This window comes from Rhizobium cerradonense (genome assembly GCF_030182455.1).
Lineage (GTDB): Bacteria > Pseudomonadota > Alphaproteobacteria > Rhizobiales > Rhizobiaceae > Rhizobium.
The window spans coordinates 244,479-258,772 of the sequence record NZ_JAQJCK010000008.1; the positions used below are offsets into that span (position 1 = coordinate 244,479).

General features: G+C 57.5%; 14 protein-coding genes. 4 read left to right on the forward strand and 10 right to left on the reverse strand.

Annotation, left to right across the window (positions count from 1 at the left end; genetic code table 11):
* Positions 1-11: 11 nt before the first annotated feature.
* The 4 genes from PH547_RS20470 to PH547_RS20485 all read right to left on the reverse strand — a co-directional run bounded on the left by PH547_RS20470 (position 12) and on the right by PH547_RS20485 (position 5,290).
* Complete coding sequence (locus PH547_RS20470; RefSeq protein ID WP_285169271.1) at positions 12-1,880, reverse strand: glycosyltransferase family 2 protein; 1,869 nt, start codon at positions 1,878-1,880, stop codon at positions 12-14.
* Positions 1,877-2,863 (reverse strand): UDP-glucose 4-epimerase GalE, encoded by a 987-nt coding sequence (gene galE, locus PH547_RS20475; RefSeq protein WP_283051689.1) that lies wholly within the window; start codon positions 2,861-2,863, stop codon positions 1,877-1,879. The genes PH547_RS20470 and galE overlap by 4 nt, the downstream gene beginning before the upstream one ends.
* Positions 2,863-3,876 (reverse strand): UDP-glucuronic acid decarboxylase family protein, encoded by a 1,014-nt coding sequence (locus tag PH547_RS20480; RefSeq protein ID WP_483315562.1) that lies wholly within the window; start codon positions 3,874-3,876, stop codon positions 2,863-2,865. Before PH547_RS20480 ends, galE begins: the two co-directional genes overlap by 1 nt.
* Positions 3,877-4,249: 373 nt before the next feature.
* A complete protein-coding gene (locus tag PH547_RS20485) occupies positions 4,250-5,290 on the reverse strand; it encodes a helix-turn-helix domain-containing protein (protein WP_285169273.1) in 1,041 nt (346 codons plus the stop codon).
* Positions 5,291-5,973: 683 nt separating this feature from the next.
* Between PH547_RS20485 and PH547_RS20490 the strand changes: the two genes are divergently transcribed.
* Positions 5,974-6,483 (forward strand): DUF995 domain-containing protein, encoded by a 510-nt coding sequence (locus PH547_RS20490; protein WP_285169274.1) that lies wholly within the window; start codon positions 5,974-5,976, stop codon positions 6,481-6,483.
* A 134-nt stretch (positions 6,484-6,617) separates the two neighbouring features.
* Here the strand turns inward: PH547_RS20490 and PH547_RS20495 are convergent, their stop codons facing one another.
* From PH547_RS20495 to PH547_RS20510, 4 genes are all read right to left on the reverse strand, one after another.
* On the reverse strand, positions 6,618-6,896 hold the full coding sequence (locus PH547_RS20495) for a hypothetical protein (protein WP_104827196.1): 279 nt from the start codon (positions 6,894-6,896) through the stop codon (positions 6,618-6,620).
* A gap of 227 nt (positions 6,897-7,123) precedes the next feature.
* The gene (locus tag PH547_RS20500; RefSeq protein ID WP_260304166.1) at positions 7,124-7,480 is read right to left on the reverse strand and encodes a hypothetical protein; all 357 of its coding nucleotides are present in this window, start codon (positions 7,478-7,480) and stop codon (positions 7,124-7,126) included.
* Between the two features lie 327 nt (positions 7,481-7,807).
* On the reverse strand, positions 7,808-8,230 hold the full coding sequence (locus PH547_RS20505) for a universal stress protein (protein WP_260304167.1): 423 nt from the start codon (positions 8,228-8,230) through the stop codon (positions 7,808-7,810).
* Positions 8,231-8,483: 253 nt separating this feature from the next.
* On the reverse strand, positions 8,484-9,317 hold the full coding sequence (locus PH547_RS20510; protein WP_285169275.1) for a universal stress protein: 834 nt from the start codon (positions 9,315-9,317) through the stop codon (positions 8,484-8,486).
* Positions 9,318-9,601: 284 nt separating this feature from the next.
* On the opposite strand from PH547_RS20510, the gene PH547_RS20515 reads away from it, so the two are divergent.
* The gene (locus PH547_RS20515) at positions 9,602-10,399 is read left to right on the forward strand and encodes a DUF899 domain-containing protein (RefSeq protein WP_285169276.1); all 798 of its coding nucleotides are present in this window, start codon (positions 9,602-9,604) and stop codon (positions 10,397-10,399) included.
* A 178-nt stretch (positions 10,400-10,577) separates the two neighbouring features.
* On the opposite strand, the gene PH547_RS20520 is transcribed toward PH547_RS20515, so the two are convergent.
* Complete coding sequence (locus tag PH547_RS20520; RefSeq protein WP_285169277.1) at positions 10,578-11,990, reverse strand: helix-turn-helix domain-containing protein; 1,413 nt, start codon at positions 11,988-11,990, stop codon at positions 10,578-10,580.
* A gap of 197 nt (positions 11,991-12,187) precedes the next feature.
* Here PH547_RS20520 and aceA point away from each other — a divergent pair, with 197 nt between their 5' ends.
* Entirely contained in the window at positions 12,188-13,477 is a 1,290-nt protein-coding gene (gene aceA, locus PH547_RS20525; protein ID WP_285169278.1) for an isocitrate lyase, read from the forward strand.
* 27 nt (positions 13,478-13,504) lie between these two features.
* Complete coding sequence (locus PH547_RS20530; RefSeq protein WP_104827203.1) at positions 13,505-13,750, forward strand: SMc00767 family acetate metabolism repressor; 246 nt, start codon at positions 13,505-13,507, stop codon at positions 13,748-13,750.
* A gap of 179 nt (positions 13,751-13,929) precedes the next feature.
* Here the strand turns inward: PH547_RS20530 and PH547_RS20535 are convergent, their stop codons facing one another.
* A complete protein-coding gene (locus tag PH547_RS20535) occupies positions 13,930-14,256 on the reverse strand; it encodes a hypothetical protein (protein WP_104827204.1) in 327 nt (108 codons plus the stop codon).
* Positions 14,257-14,294 lie beyond the last annotated feature (38 nt).

The window sequence follows — 14,294 nt, forward strand, 5'->3', positions numbered from 1 at the left end:
TTCCGTGATCTTCAAGATCTCGGATTTGATGCTTCTTCTTGCGGAAGCTCTTTATTCGACGTGTCGGCTAACCAATGTGGCTTGAATGTCAGCTTTTGGAGGTCCTGCCTTCCAAAGCCGGCGCCGGCCACCGCATATTGCGTTTCATAGAGCCTCAGGCGGCCGGTGCCCCACGTCAGAGATGCCAGTCCTTCCGTTCCGCGCTCAATGGTGGCGAATCCGGGAGCTGCGATGAGGCAAAGAAGGCTCATAGCCATTGCCGGCCGATACGTTCTTGCGCGAATTCTGACGACATTCTCCCGAGCGTGCTGGATGACGATGATCAGCAGCAAAAGGGTGTAGAGCACGGAGTTGATAATCGCGAAGATGTAGAAACCCCGCGTTTCACCAGCCCGGTCGACAAGCAGAACCGGCAGCACGGAAGCAAGCGACAGAAAAGCGTAGGGCAATAGAACGCGCCAGGGCAGCGGATCCACTTCAGACGCACCTTTGGGCGTGATGCGGAAGTCGACATAGGAGTCGGTCATCCAGTCCCGAACGGCAGCGATCGTTCCAGCCACCGCCCAAGGCCAACGGGCGAAGAGGAAAAATACCCCCTCCCAGCTCAAGATCTTGGCATCGAACGGCCGGAATGAGCCGCTGGCACGCCACCGATAGGCCAGCAGCATCAACGTGATGGAGAGCGGCGCGCAGTGGGCGAAAAATTCGGGATAGGTGACTGCAACAAAGTTCTGATGGAAGGCGAGTGCCAGAATTGGCATGACGAACATCAGGCCCATGAACAGCGCAAAGAGCGGATACCACAACTGCGAAAACAGAAACTGGCATTTCAATCTCAGCGGCAGGCGCGCAACATAGGTCGGCGAATACCGCAGCAGCAACATGACAAGGCTGCGTGACCACTGGAATTCCTGGGTGACGAGATCGGCAAACGTGCGGGGGCCGTCGCCATGCGCAATCGCATCGAGCGCATGCACGCCACGCCAGCCATAAGCGTTCATCATCAGCGTTGTTGAATGATCTTCCGCAAGTTCCGGCCCCAGCCCTCCAATTTCTTTGAGGGCGACAGTGCGCACGGCATAGTGCGATCCGATGCAAAGGGGAGCGAGCCCGTCATTATAGCCGGCCTGGAGGGAGCCATGCATGCTCGCTTCGGCATAAAGCCGCCCGCGTGCAGCCCAGCTTTCCGACGCGTTACGATCGCAAATGCTGGGCGCCGAGACATAACCGACCTTAGGATCGGCAAACGGGCGCAGCATCTCGACGAGATAACCGGGTTCCGGAACATGATCGGCGTCGAGCTGCACGACGAAATCATAGCGATCGTAGCCGAAGTGATCATAGAAGAAAGCGAGATTGCCCTCCTTGCATCGTGTGCGGCGCGGCCAACTGGTCCGGTGATAGTCGGGCCTGTTCTTTCGCGTTGAAACGAGAACACCATGCTGCCGGCACCAGTTCAGCGTCTCCAAAGTCGGATCTTCGTCCGCGAGCCATGTATCATGCGCAAAGGATTGATCGAGCATCGCCTGCAAGGTCGTCGCCACGACAGAGAAAGGCTCGGACGGCGCTTTGGTCACGACCATGGCGACGCGGCTGCCGGCGGGAAGCCGCAACGGTCCGTTCGGCTTCTGCGCGCGATAGAATATTGCAATGAAATAGGCCGGCAGAAGAGTGACCCAAGCCAGTATGGCAGTCACCATCGTGAAGCGCCAAAAGCCGATATAGTGCTCCGGCTTCAGCCACCAGGCCCAGAAATAGATGAGCAAGCCTACCCAGATTGCAGCTCCGGCCAGATATTCCAGCCGATCGCGACCTTGAAGAACCCGGATTTGCAGCGGTTCGGCCGTTTCTTTAGCCTTCGTGTCGGTCGTGTTCCTCATGCCCGTGACTCCAGGCCGAAGAAGGGAGCGGCGGTCTTGATGATGGTGTCGATGTCGGAATATGCGGGCGAGAAGCCAAGCGCCTCGCGCGCGAAGGTCGGGTCGGTATAAAGAGCGGGCGGATCTCCAGCGCGTCTTGCATGCATCTCGAGCGGGACGTCGCGTTTGGTGATACGGCCGATGGCTCTCACAATCTCGTTGATGGACGAACCGCAGCCGGTTCCGAGATTGACCGAAAGGTTGCCGCCGCCGTTGACGAGGTGCTCGAGTGCCAGAACATGGGCACGCGCCAAATCCGTGACGTGAATGTAGTCACGAACGCAGGTTCCATCCTCGGTGTCATAGTCGTCGCCGAAGACGGCGAGATGGGGGATTGCCCCGCCGGCCGCGAGCAATGCTCTCGGAATGAGATGCGTCTCCGGCTCATGCCATTCGCCGAGTTCTCCGTCCGGATCGGCGCCGCAGGCATTGAAGTATCGCAGCGCGACATATTTCAGATCATAGGCTGCCGCGTAGTCCCTCAGGATCTGCTCAGCAATGAGTTTCGTCCGTCCATATGGATTGATCGGCAGTTGCGGCGTCTTCTCGGTTATGGGGAGCGACTCCGGAACGCCATAGGTTGCGCAGCTCGACGAGAAAATGACCTTATCGATTCCGGCATGACGGCAGGCGTCCAGAAGGGATAGCGTGCCGCCGACATTGTTCCGATAGTATTTCGCGGGGTCTTCGACGGACTCTCCGACATAGGCGGATGCGGCAAAATGCACGACCGCATCCGGTTTGTATTGCAGAAGGGTCCGTGCCAGGCTGCTGGTATCAAGGATATCGCCATGCACGAACGGTCCCCAACGGACGGAGGAACGATGCCCCGTAACCAGATTGTCGAAGACGATCGGCTCGATATCTTGGGAACGGAGCAGCTTGGCCGTGTGGCTGCCGATATATCCAGCGCCGCCGGCTACCAGAACTTTTCGCTGTGCCATCACGCAGTCCCCACCCATTCATGTGCTTCTTCGGTCAGGAGACGGTCGAAATAGCAGATCGTCTTTTCCAAGCCGGTTGATAGCGGCACTAGCGGCTGCCAACCGAGCTTCTGCTGGGCAAAGCTTATGTCGGGACGACGCTGGCGCGGGTCGTCTTTGGGCAATGGCTTGCAAATCATCTTCGACCGGGAGCCGGTGAGCCTGATCACCTGTTCGGCGAGTTCCAGAATGGTGAATTCACCTGGATTTCCGAGGTTGACAGGCCCCGTGAATGTCGGGTCGGTCGCCATCAATTGCTGAAAGCCCTCGATGAGATCATCGACGAAACAAAATGACCGCGTCTGCGAGCCATCGCCATAGATGGTGATGTCCTGGCCCTTCAGCGCCTGCACGACGAAGTTCGAGACGACACGGCCGTCGTCGGGGCGCATGTGGGGGCCGTAAGTATTAAATATCCGCGCAATCTTGATTTCCACGTCGTATCTTTGATGAAAATCGAAGAACAACGTCTCGGCGCTGCGCTTGCCCTCGTCGTAGCAGGACCGGGGGCCGAACGGATTGACATTGCCCCAATAATTCTCGACCTGCGGGTGCACGAGCGGGTCGCCATAGACTTCGGAGGTGGATGCCTGGAAAATGCGGGCGCCGGTACGTCCGGCCAATTCCAGCAAGTTGAGTGCACCGAAGACAGACGTCTTCATCGTGTGGATCGGATCGGCCTGGTAGTGAGGCGGCGATGCCGGGCAGGCAAGGTTGTAGATTTCATCGACCTCGATGTCGATCGGATCGATGACGTCATGCCTGATGACGCTGAAGCGGTCGAAGTTGCGGAGATGGCGGATATTGCGCTCAAGTCCGGTTGAAAAATTATCAACGCAAATGATGCTGTGCCCCAATTTAAGGAGACGCTCACAAAGATGCGACCCAAGAAAGCCCGCACCACCGGCTACAAGAATGTGCCGAGGTTGCTGTTTTGAATGGAGAACACGTATGTCACCGAGAATGGTATTAATGTCGGAGCGATCAGTTGTTGGACGCATTACTTTCATCTTCCTGACCCCATAATTTGCCTATTCTTTGCCTAAGTAAAAACACTGGAAATGTGCTTTCGAGTTAGATCAAAGCGTTGTACATCGGCGTTGTTGTTGCTGTTTTTATACTTAAGGAGTCATTAACTGTCGTTAGCTGCGCATCCTGAAATTTGCCGCAGCGTCCATATTTGCAAACGCTCATACAACCGGCCGTAATTTTCGGGACAGACACCGGATCGCAGTGACCTGTTTGGGGGAGGTCTGGTCAGATCGAAGATGGGTGCGCTCGGTTAAGCCGCCGTCGCGGCATTGGGGCGTAACCCCAGCCAGACGCCGGCCGCAACTGCGCTTCTATTTAATGTCCGAGGGAATTCAGCCAGTCGCCGAATGGGTTTGCGCCATCCTTCGTGTCCGCGGGTGAAACCGCGCGTGCAAGAAAGGGCGGAGCGGCGACATTTCGGGCCTCGCGAGGAGTATAACCAAATTCCTTGCTGAACGCCCGGCTGAAGTGGGCCGCAGAGGTGAACCCGGTTTCTGTGGCGATCTCCACGATCTGCTGCCGATTGACGGTGTTGCTGAGCGCGACATGCGCCGCAAAAAGGCGACGCTTTTGTATATAATGGAGAACGCCGCCGCTCGACTCGAACAACTGGTAGAGTCGGGTGCGCGAAATGCCAAGCTCCCGGCATAGCGCATCCGGCGTGAGATCTTGCGAACTCAGATTGCGCTGAACAAAACGGCGGACGCGCTCCATCAGAGCCAAATTACTCTGCTGCTTCTCGGGCCCGGAATGGTCCGCCGATGACGAAATGCATGTCACCAGCATATCGTGCATTGTTTGGACGACGCGGGGCAGGTCCGCCGCAGTCATGCTGGATAGCTTCGCCTCGACGCTGTCGAGATAATCGATCAGCAGCTTCGCGTAGGTGTCGGAGAATATCGTATTGCTCTTGATCTCGTTGAACGCGGGCATGTCCAGAAACAATTCCCGGGGCAGGTAGACGGAGAGGCTTTGCGCGTCAGTAGCCCTTCCCCGGAACGGATGGCCCAACGACCGCAGCTCTACTCGCCCGGGCGCGCCCTTCGACACGTTTCCATCAACCTCTGTCCAGCTTTGGCCGGCGCGCAACAAGACGATATGCCAATGGTCGATTGAATTCGATCGCAGCTTTGTCACCGAACGCGAATAGGAATGTGCCGGCACCGATTGCTGGACGACCAGCATGCCGCCAAGATTCCAGGCTGTGTGATCGGCAGGAAAGCCAGCTTCCTCCGACACACCTTCCGGTAGCCTGATATCGATCAGAGACGCCAAATACGTCTGCCAGGCCGCGAATTGATCGCCCTGCGGCAAATCGTGCGTGGAGAACCGCAGGGGTTCCAGGGCCGGCGGCAAAGGCGGATTTGTTTCTTGAATAGTATCCGACGTCCGAGGCCAACGCCGGCGCTCGACTTGGAATGTAGGGTGCGTGCTCGCCTGCCCGTCTTTTTGTCCTTCGACGGGAGCCTGCGACGAATGCCCTTTCTGAGGTGAGTCAGGCAATATTTCCTCACAACTTTCGGGAGGCCATTTGTACCACTCTAAGTGTCTATCAGCAAATGATTTAAAACCAAATCGTTAATGATGGATGACGCATATATCTATTCAATCTGACGGGGAAACTAAAATGCCCTTTTGAGCCCGAAATTTTCGCGCCAATGCCGTTTCGTCTTCTTCAGAATCATCAACCACATCAGAATAGCCAGATCGTTGACCTGCGGCCATCGCCTTCCGTCGCAAACCCCAAGCTCAATTCAAGAACCTCGCTTTCTCTGAAGATCTCGGCAGGCAGCTCATCGCGATCGGCCGAGAGATAGCCATCCGCAACAGGGCCCTCGTTTGGAGAACTGCTCTCCCTTCCCATCCACGCTTGGATGCGGCGTAGCCGCGACATCCGCCGCCGCGAAGGAATCGGCAGCTTGCAAGATCAACCGCAAGCTGCTCAAATCGGCGAACAGGCGGCCGGAATCTCCATTTTTACAAAGCCGCTCTGCCGTAGTTCATTCGCCGACAGACAATCAACAGACAGGAGGAAACCAATGACTGTATTCCGAACGCTGTTACTATTGGGCGTTTTTGCCGTGACCAGCACCGGTGCCTTTGCCGCCAATACCGCGCAAGATAAGATGAAAAAACCTCCAGCCATGTCAGTGCCGCTGACTGCTGAAAACGTGTTTCAGCTTTATTACAATCGTACCTGGATCTGGAAAGACGGCGCAGGCTATTTTGCGGCGAAAGCGCGCGAATTCAAGGCCTGGTCTGGGGAGGGAACGGGTTCCTATGGGGTTGGCCGTTGGTTTGTGACGGACGCGGGCAAACTATGCTTCAGGGCCACGTGGTACGCCAAAACAGGGAAAGCCTTGGCGTTGACGTGTTTCAGTCATCGCAAGAAAGGCAATACCATATTCCAGAAGCGCGAACCGGACGGAGATTGGTATGCATTCAAAACTCCGGCCAATGTCGACGACGAATATCATAAAGTGCGGCCAGGAGATTACGCGACAGCGGGATACAACCGCATGCGGATCAAATTGTCGCAAAACAAATAGATCGATCACGCCTGCAGGGCATTGACCCTACTTGACGAGGCCGTCTGTATTTGTGCTCCTTCAGGAGCGGAACGGACGGCTTCTCTGACTTTATCGCAGGGCGAACTTGATGCTGAGGCGGGTGAGGAAGCCATTCACCTCAGGAAGCATCTAGACGTATGTCCGAATCCGCTTGGCGTACAAATGTACGGCGCCCCGCCGAGATAAATCGGCTTTGCGGTTTTTGCCGAAACGTTTTTGCTCTTGATTGTTTTCTTTTTTGAATCGGCCGGCTTCATAACGTTTTGATCACCCCGCTCAGCCGAGATTGATTGCGCGGCCGCCATATTCATTGGCATGGCTGCACAAACGGCGACAATCAAAGCGGGCGTTACTATCTTCAGCAATAACTTCATTCTACTGTTAGTAAACATCCCAAATCTCCCCCATAATTTGGAAGTGTTTTATCCAAGATGTATTGCAGGACGTTTAACGAATATCCTGACGAACCTTACGATTTATAGGGCAATGCTCATGTTTGGCGTCACCATGCCAAGACTGGCTAAGCCTGCCAAACTGAAGCAATCCCTGAAGGGGACGGTAGGTTGGCGGTGACGCCTATCCAAATCACATAGATATGCTGCTGTTGTTTTCGTGTCGGCTATTGCGGAGGCGCCGCCACGCGGCTCAACTGAGGGGCTGTCTCACGCGCATTGGAATCCAGTTTGGGCTGATTGCCGACAGCCTCCACGGCTGCATCGAGGAGCTGAAAAGCGTACTCCAGGGCAGCATCAGTGTCTTCGCCGCACAGCCCTGATTTCTTGCATCGATTTTGAAGTGCTTGCTTGATCCCCCGCCTTATCGAGGACAACGGTTCAGTTTCTGGTCCGGCGAGAAGTTGACGCAAGCAATTTGCGGCGACGATTTCCGAAACGATGAGTTTCCCCTCGATTTCACCGAGCGTTGGCATTGCAAATCGCTCTCCACCTCTTCGGCATTCCCGATCTGTTGTCAGCATCGTTTTTCCTCCCGTGGATTCGTTTTGACCTGCGTCCTCATCGAAGGCTCTCCCAATCCGCATGAAACGATGGAGCATGCCTTCTAATGGGCAGTCTTTCGTAGGCGTTTCCTAAATCAAGAACGATAGGCTGGTAATCGTAGTGCCGATCCGCATGCCCGGCATCGTGGCGCGGAACGGTACTGGTGTGGAGCGTGCAATTGAAGCCGCCGCCATTGTTGTCAGGCGGTAACCATCATCCAGCATCGGCACTATGATCCTTACATCGAATTTTTCCAAGGCCAGATTTTAGCTCTGCCAAGAATTCGCATCCGATGCCTTCAATCTTCATTGTTTCGCTTCAATCCGATCGACGTGCACGCAACATTTCGCATGGTGCATGATCTGATCGACGGTAGATCCGAAGACGCGATCGAGGACATCGGGCCTATGGCCCGCGACGACGATCAAATCCGCTTTGACTTCGGCTGCAATCGCCAAGATCGTATCCCCGGCACGACCGGGGCGAACATGGATAAGTGCAGGAACCGACAGTTGCTTGCAGAGCTGTGACAGCTTCTTCTCAGCCTCGTCGATAACCGAGACGGCCCAGCCGTCCGGTTCTTGACTGGTGATGGAAGGAAAACGTTCCACGACATGAACGACATGCAAGCTGCCATCGGTCTCGAGAAGCGATTGAGCCGTGCGCACCAGATGCTCTGCTCTCTCCCGTGATCCAAGGCCTACGGCGCAGACGATCGTCTTATACATATTTCACCTCAGAAGAGATCTCTGCCGCTTCCGCCGACAAGTTCGGTTCGAATCCCAGAGCATGTGCTTGTTTCAAAAATCGGTCCGCGCTCAGTATATCCACTTTGAAGCCGTTGCCTAACCGTAGGCTCAGAGGAACGCACAATTCATCCGGATCATCGATGAACTCCGGAGAGCAGCGAACTAAATATGCTCTCGCGGTTGATGATGAAACGCTCCAGCAAGAGGGGCGGCACGCCGCCTCCGAAGGGTATCATCGCGTCATCATCAACGGGACGGGCGCGGCCTCCAGCATCGAGCGCGTGGTTCCCCCAAAAATCCGCTCCCGCATTCGCGAATGTCCATAAGCACCCATGACGATCAGTTCGGCGCTGATATCCACGGCATGTTGCCGCAGGACTTCGGCGACGGTCCTGCCTCCGCCTGACAGAATATCGACTGAGACATTGACGCCGTGTCGTGCAAGGAAGGCGGCGATATCCGCGCCCGGCTCCTCGCCGTTGCCGCGGGTCGATGCGCGTGGATCAACAATGACGACATGCACGTTTTCGGCTGCCGTCAGTTGCTCCATTGCAGCGCGAACGGCCTGACTTGCCTCGTTGCGGGAATCCCAGGCAACGAGCACCACGCGCGGCTGAAGCGTGGCGACGCGCCCTCTCGGTGTAATAAGAATCGGCGCCGCCGAATGAAACAGCGCACCATCCAATACGCGCCACCGCATATCATTTTGGGCCAGGAGACCGCCGCCGACGAGCGTCAGGTCGGCGTAGCGAGCGCGTTCGCCAATTTCATTGTCGACCCATCCGTACTCCGTTAGCAGACTGTCCACATCAAACGAAATATTGCTCGATTGCAGCAGAGTTTTTGCGGTTGCCACCTGCTGGCTGAGGCTCTGCACCTCACGCTCGCGCTCTTCGGCCCATGCGGAGGAAGAGACTTCGCCGTATCCGCCGACAGGCGCTATCGCAAGCGCTGTCACCAGCACGGAAAGATGCGCCCCCGCCGCACGGCATAGCTCGATCGCCGAACGCAGATCCCCGTTGTCTTGATTGATGCCTATGATGCTCAAAACGGTTTTGGCTCGCATGGTCACACCTCATGTTTGAAGTTGTTCGATCAGCGCCATTCTAGGCCGATCTTGGCGCTCCGCCTTGATCCTGGTCAAGACCGTGACTAGCGCAGGACGCGGCGCCTCTCGCATGCCGGCTGCAATCAGCGGGCGCCGTTTGGAATACCGCCACACTTGTTACTCCCACTGGCCGCTCTCCGGTGCCAGACTATCTCACGACGAACAAGGAGCGTTAACCAGCGAATGAAATCGTGCCTCAACCACGAGCGCGGCAATTCGCCCAAGCCAGGAGATTCAAAGCCATGACTACATCAGCCGAGAATGGTCGGAATGGTGGGCAGCCTGCGATGCACGCACCACCGGTCGTGTCGTCGCAGGAATGGGAGGCGGCCCGCCAAAAATTGCTCGTGAAGGAAAAGGAGCAGACCCGCGCCCGGGACACCCTGGCCGCCGAGCGCCGGCGAATGCCGTGGATGGAAGTGAAGACGGACTACGCATTCGAGGGGCCTTCGGGCAAGGTAAGCCTGCTCGATCTCTTCGAAGGTCGGCGGCAACTGATCGTCTATCGCGCCTTCTTTGAGCCGGGCGTATTCGGCTGGCCCGACCATGCCTGCCGGGGCTGTTCCATGGTGGCCGACCAGGTCGCCCACGTTGCCCACCTGAATGCGCGCGATACCACCCTCGTTTTCGTCTCGCGTGCGCCTCAGGCGGATATCTCGCGGCTGAAGGCGCGGATGGGCTGGAAGGAGATTCCTTGGTTCACCATCACGGACAGTTTCGATACTGACTTCGGCGTCGGCGAGTGGCACGGCACGAACGTATTCTACCGTGACGGCGACCGCGTGTTCCGCACCTACTTCATCAACAACCGCGGCGATGAACAGATGGGAGGTACCTGGAACTACCTCGATATCACGCCTCTTGGTCGGCAGGAGGTCTGGGAGGATTCGCCCGAGGGCTATCCCCAGACGCCGACCTACAAATGGTGGAACTGGCACGACAGCTACGTCGCGGACGCGGCGCCCGACAAGAAGTGGGTCGAGGTGTCGGACGCCGGCGAGGCGGCGTTCCGAAACCAAGACACAAATACCAGGCCATGAGCCAAGCCTGTTCTGGTGGATCGGACAGGCGGCCACCATTGGTCTAGGAGATCCGCGATAGTGCTAATCTCTGGCGCGAATAGCTGGAACCAGCCGAAGAGAGCCGTCACGGCAATCCTGGCTGGTTCCCGCCAGCGGCCTTAACGGCTGTTCGATGCAACAGGACCAATTACCGGCATCACTGGAAGTCGAAGACGCTGAGCCCGGCGGCCATTTCATCGAGCCCGAGAGGCCGCGTCACCGGCGGCTCGGCCCTTGCAAGACAACCTTGACGCTCGCAGAGACGGCAGGCGGTGCCGATTGCGATCGGAGCCACGGCAAGAGCCTTGCCATAGACAATTTCCTCCCGAAATCCGAGATCGCAGCCGACGAGAAGCGCGGTGCGGCGAACTCTTTCGCCGAAATTGGCCTGCGGACCCTCGATCGTGCGCGATATCGTCAGAAAGCCGGTACCGTCTGGCATTTCGACCGCTTCGACCAGAATCTGCCCAGGCTGCGCAAAGGCAGCATGGACATTAAGCTTGGGACAGCCGCCGCCGAAGCGCGCCTGCGGAAAGCCTTGAGCCCCCACCTTGCGCAGGCGGTGCCCTGCCCCGTCGATCTCCATCAGGAAAAAGGGAATGCCGGCTGCACCCGGCCGCTGCAGCGTCGTCAGGCGGCTGGCCACCTGCTCATAGGATGTGCCGAAACGGGCGCGCAGCGCGTCAATATCGTAATGCAAACGTTGCGCCGCGTTGTGGAAGGCGCCGTAGGGCATCATCAGCGCATGGGCGGCGTAACGCCCGAGTTCGAAACGGGCAATGCGGTTTGCTTCCGGCGTCGACAGCGACAACAGCTCGAGCTCGGCATGAATTTCCTCGCGCAACGCCAGCAGCGAGACTTCGGTCGCAACCTCCTGCAACTGATCGAAAGGGGACAGACGCTCCGACAGAAAGAGCCGCATCGAGTGGCGGTCATAGCGCCGGCGCAGGTTCGGCATGGCGTGGACCGGCAGTGTGCGCACGGCAATGCCATGCTCGCTGCGAAGCCATGCCTTCAGCGCCGCCGCTAGGTCGTCTCCCGGTGTCAGCTTCGCATGAAAGGCCTCAGCCGCGCCTTCGATGCCAGCGAAGAAATTCGCACGATGCTCCAGCTTGTCGTGCACTTCATCGAGCGGCAAGCGCGGGCCGGCTAGCGCCGGAACACGGCCCTCCCGCGCGAGAAGCTCGGCTAGGTCGGACAGCCGCGCCGCCTGCTCACGATAAGCGCGGTAAAGCCTGATCATGCCATTCGCAGCATTCGGCGCCGCTTCGGCAACTTCGATCAGTTCCTGTTCTCCCGGGATTTCTCCCGCCAATAGCGGATCTGCAAAGACCTCGCGCAACTGTCCGGCGCCGCCTCCGGCCTCACCCCGGAGCTCGTCGAGATCGACCCGGTAAACCGAAGACAGCTTCAAGAGAAGCTGTACGGTCAGCGGCCGCTGATTGCGCTCGATGAGATTGAGATAAGAAGGGGAAATCTCCAGCGCCTGCGCCATGGCCGTCTGCGTCAAACCGAGGCCATTGCGAATGCGCCGCATCCGGGGGCCGGCAAAGATCTTGCGCTCAGCCATCTGTCATTCCTTTTACAAATTTTTCCGACCGCAAAGATTTACAGTTTTGACAAATTTACTGCGCCATCTTGTCAAGCGCAAGACATCCTAACCCTTTTCAATTCAGGATTCAGCCATTTTTATTGGCTTCACGCCGCACTGCAATGTAAATTTAGTCACATCACGAAACGCAAGCGGTTGGGAGAAGGAAAACTGCTATGACTGATTTTTACAAACTCATTTCGGCGGCGCCTGCTGGCCGCTTCGACGGCATAGAGCGGCCCTATACGGCTGACGATGTCAGGCGGCTGCGTGGATCGATCTCTATTCGCCATAGCCTAGCCGAGATGGGAGCGAACCGTCTTTGGCAGCTCATCCACGAAGAGGATTTCGTCAATGCGCTCGGCGCGCTGTCAGGAAACCAGGCGATGCAGATGGTTCGCGCCGGTCTGAAGGCGATCTATCTTTCCGGCTGGCAGGTTGCGGCCGATGCCAATACGGCGTCCGCCATGTATCCCGACCAGTCGCTCTATCCGGCCAATGCCGGGCCGGAGCTCGCAAAGCGGATCAACCGCACGCTGCAACGCGCCGATCAGATCGAGATTGCCGAAGGCAAGGGCCTTTCGGTCGAAACCTGGTTCGCGCCGATCGTCGCCGATGCGGAGGCTGGTTTCGGCGGGCCGCTCAACGCTTTCGAGATCATGAAGGCCTATATCGAGGCTGGCGCTGCCGGCGTGCATTTCGAAGACCAACTCGCTTCGGAAAAGAAGTGCGGTCATCTCGGCGGCAAGGTTTTGATCCCGACTGCGGCCCATATCCGCAATCTCGATGCCGCTCGTCTGGCGGCCGATGTCATGGGTGTTCCGACACTGGTCGTCGCCCGCACCGATGCCGAGGCAGCCAAGCTTCTGACCTCCGATATCGATGAACGCGATCGTCCTTTCGTCGATTACGAAGCCGGCCGCACCGTGGAGGGTTTCTATCGGGTCAGGAATGGCATCGAGCCCTGTATCGCCCGCGCCGTCGCCTATGCACCGCATTGCGACCTGATCTGGTGCGAGACATCGAAGCCGGATCTGGAGCAGGCGCGAAAATTTGCCGAAGGCGTGCACCGGGTTCATCCGGGCAAACTGCTCGCTTACAATTGCTCGCCGTCCTTCAACTGGAGCAAAAACCTCGATGACGCGACAATCGCCAAGTTCCAGCGCGAACTCGGAGCGATGGGCTACAAGTTCCAGTTCATCACGCTCGCGGGCTTCCATCAACTGAACTACGGCATGTTCGAGCTTGCCCGCGGCTACAAGGCTCGCCAGATGGCGGCCTATTCGGAACTGCAGCAGGCGGAGTTCGCGGCGGAAACCAATGGCTACACCGCCACCAAGCACCAGCGCGAGGTCGGCACCGGCTATTTCGACGCCGTCTCACTGGCAATCACCGGCGGCCAGTCTTCGACTACCGCCATGCATGAATCGACCGAGCACGCGCAATTCAAGCCGGCTGCGGAATAAATAACCATCAATCGGAGGAGAACGACAATGCCATCCATCGCACGCATCAGCGAAAGAACCGAAGAACAGTCTTCGAGTATGAATGCCGACCAACAGGCTGTTATCCGCATGCTGGCTAATGAGCTGCATCGCCTCAACCAGGTCGTTATGGATGCGGTCGAGGCTGGAGTCTCCGTCGAGCTGGTACGTTCCGCTCGCCATCACAGCGGCAACGGCAACTGGGGCGACCTGTTGACCCCCGTCATCGTCGCCAACGGTTCTCACACCGCCTAGCGCCCTGGGTTTTAACGCATACAGGCTGCTCTTTGAAACCAGAGCACCCCGCTTTCGGTGGTCCACCAGAAAGCGGGGTGCTCTGAATAGATGCTTATTGAAAGCATCCGATATTTTACCGGCCATATCAGGCCTTGGGACCGAGAGCCGATCTGCCGTTCAGGGCGAAAGGAAGGCTCTTAATCGCAGACGCGCACGCGCTCGTAATGATATCCGTCGTCATATTCGTTCTGAACAGGACGGCTCTCATGCCAGCATCTCGGCGGCGGCGGTGCAGGCTCATACACTCCACCACCATTGGCGATTGCGCCGCCGATTATGCCGCCGATAAGCCCGGCTGCCACGCCGCCAGCGATTACATTTCCATCATGGTGATGATGATGACGCCGTTCCGGAGGCGGGCCGTCCCGCCAGTCATATTGCTGCGCTTGGGCAAAACCACCAATCAATGTGCTGCTTGCAAACACTGCAGTAAAGAAAACCGAAAGAACTGTCTTTTTCATCATGACCACCTCCGACGCCGCACGCCATACGATTCAAGTCT

What these genes read in the sequence shown, in the direction of transcription:
- PH547_RS20470 (WP_285169271.1), bottom strand. Translation starts at nt 1,880, where the DNA reads ATGAGGAACACGACCGACACGAAGGCTAAAGAAACGGCCGAACCGCTG.
- galE (WP_283051689.1), bottom strand. Translation starts at nt 2,863, where the DNA reads ATGGCACAGCGAAAAGTTCTGGTAGCCGGCGGCGCTGGATATATCGGC.
- PH547_RS20490 (WP_285169274.1), top strand. Translation starts at nt 5,974, where the DNA reads ATGACTGTATTCCGAACGCTGTTACTATTGGGCGTTTTTGCCGTGACC.
- PH547_RS20495 (WP_104827196.1), bottom strand. Translation starts at nt 6,896, where the DNA reads ATGTTTACTAACAGTAGAATGAAGTTATTGCTGAAGATAGTAACGCCC.
- PH547_RS20500 (WP_260304166.1), bottom strand. Translation starts at nt 7,480, where the DNA reads ATGCTGACAACAGATCGGGAATGCCGAAGAGGTGGAGAGCGATTTGCA.
- PH547_RS20505 (WP_260304167.1), bottom strand. Translation starts at nt 8,230, where the DNA reads ATGTATAAGACGATCGTCTGCGCCGTAGGCCTTGGATCACGGGAGAGA.
- PH547_RS20510 (WP_285169275.1), bottom strand. Translation starts at nt 9,317, where the DNA reads ATGCGAGCCAAAACCGTTTTGAGCATCATAGGCATCAATCAAGACAAC.
- PH547_RS20515 (WP_285169276.1), top strand. Translation starts at nt 9,602, where the DNA reads ATGACTACATCAGCCGAGAATGGTCGGAATGGTGGGCAGCCTGCGATG.
- PH547_RS20520 (WP_285169277.1), bottom strand. Translation starts at nt 11,990, where the DNA reads ATGGCTGAGCGCAAGATCTTTGCCGGCCCCCGGATGCGGCGCATTCGC.
- aceA (WP_285169278.1), top strand. Translation starts at nt 12,188, where the DNA reads ATGACTGATTTTTACAAACTCATTTCGGCGGCGCCTGCTGGCCGCTTC.
- PH547_RS20530 (WP_104827203.1), top strand. Translation starts at nt 13,505, where the DNA reads ATGCCATCCATCGCACGCATCAGCGAAAGAACCGAAGAACAGTCTTCG.
- PH547_RS20535 (WP_104827204.1), bottom strand. Translation starts at nt 14,256, where the DNA reads ATGATGAAAAAGACAGTTCTTTCGGTTTTCTTTACTGCAGTGTTTGCA.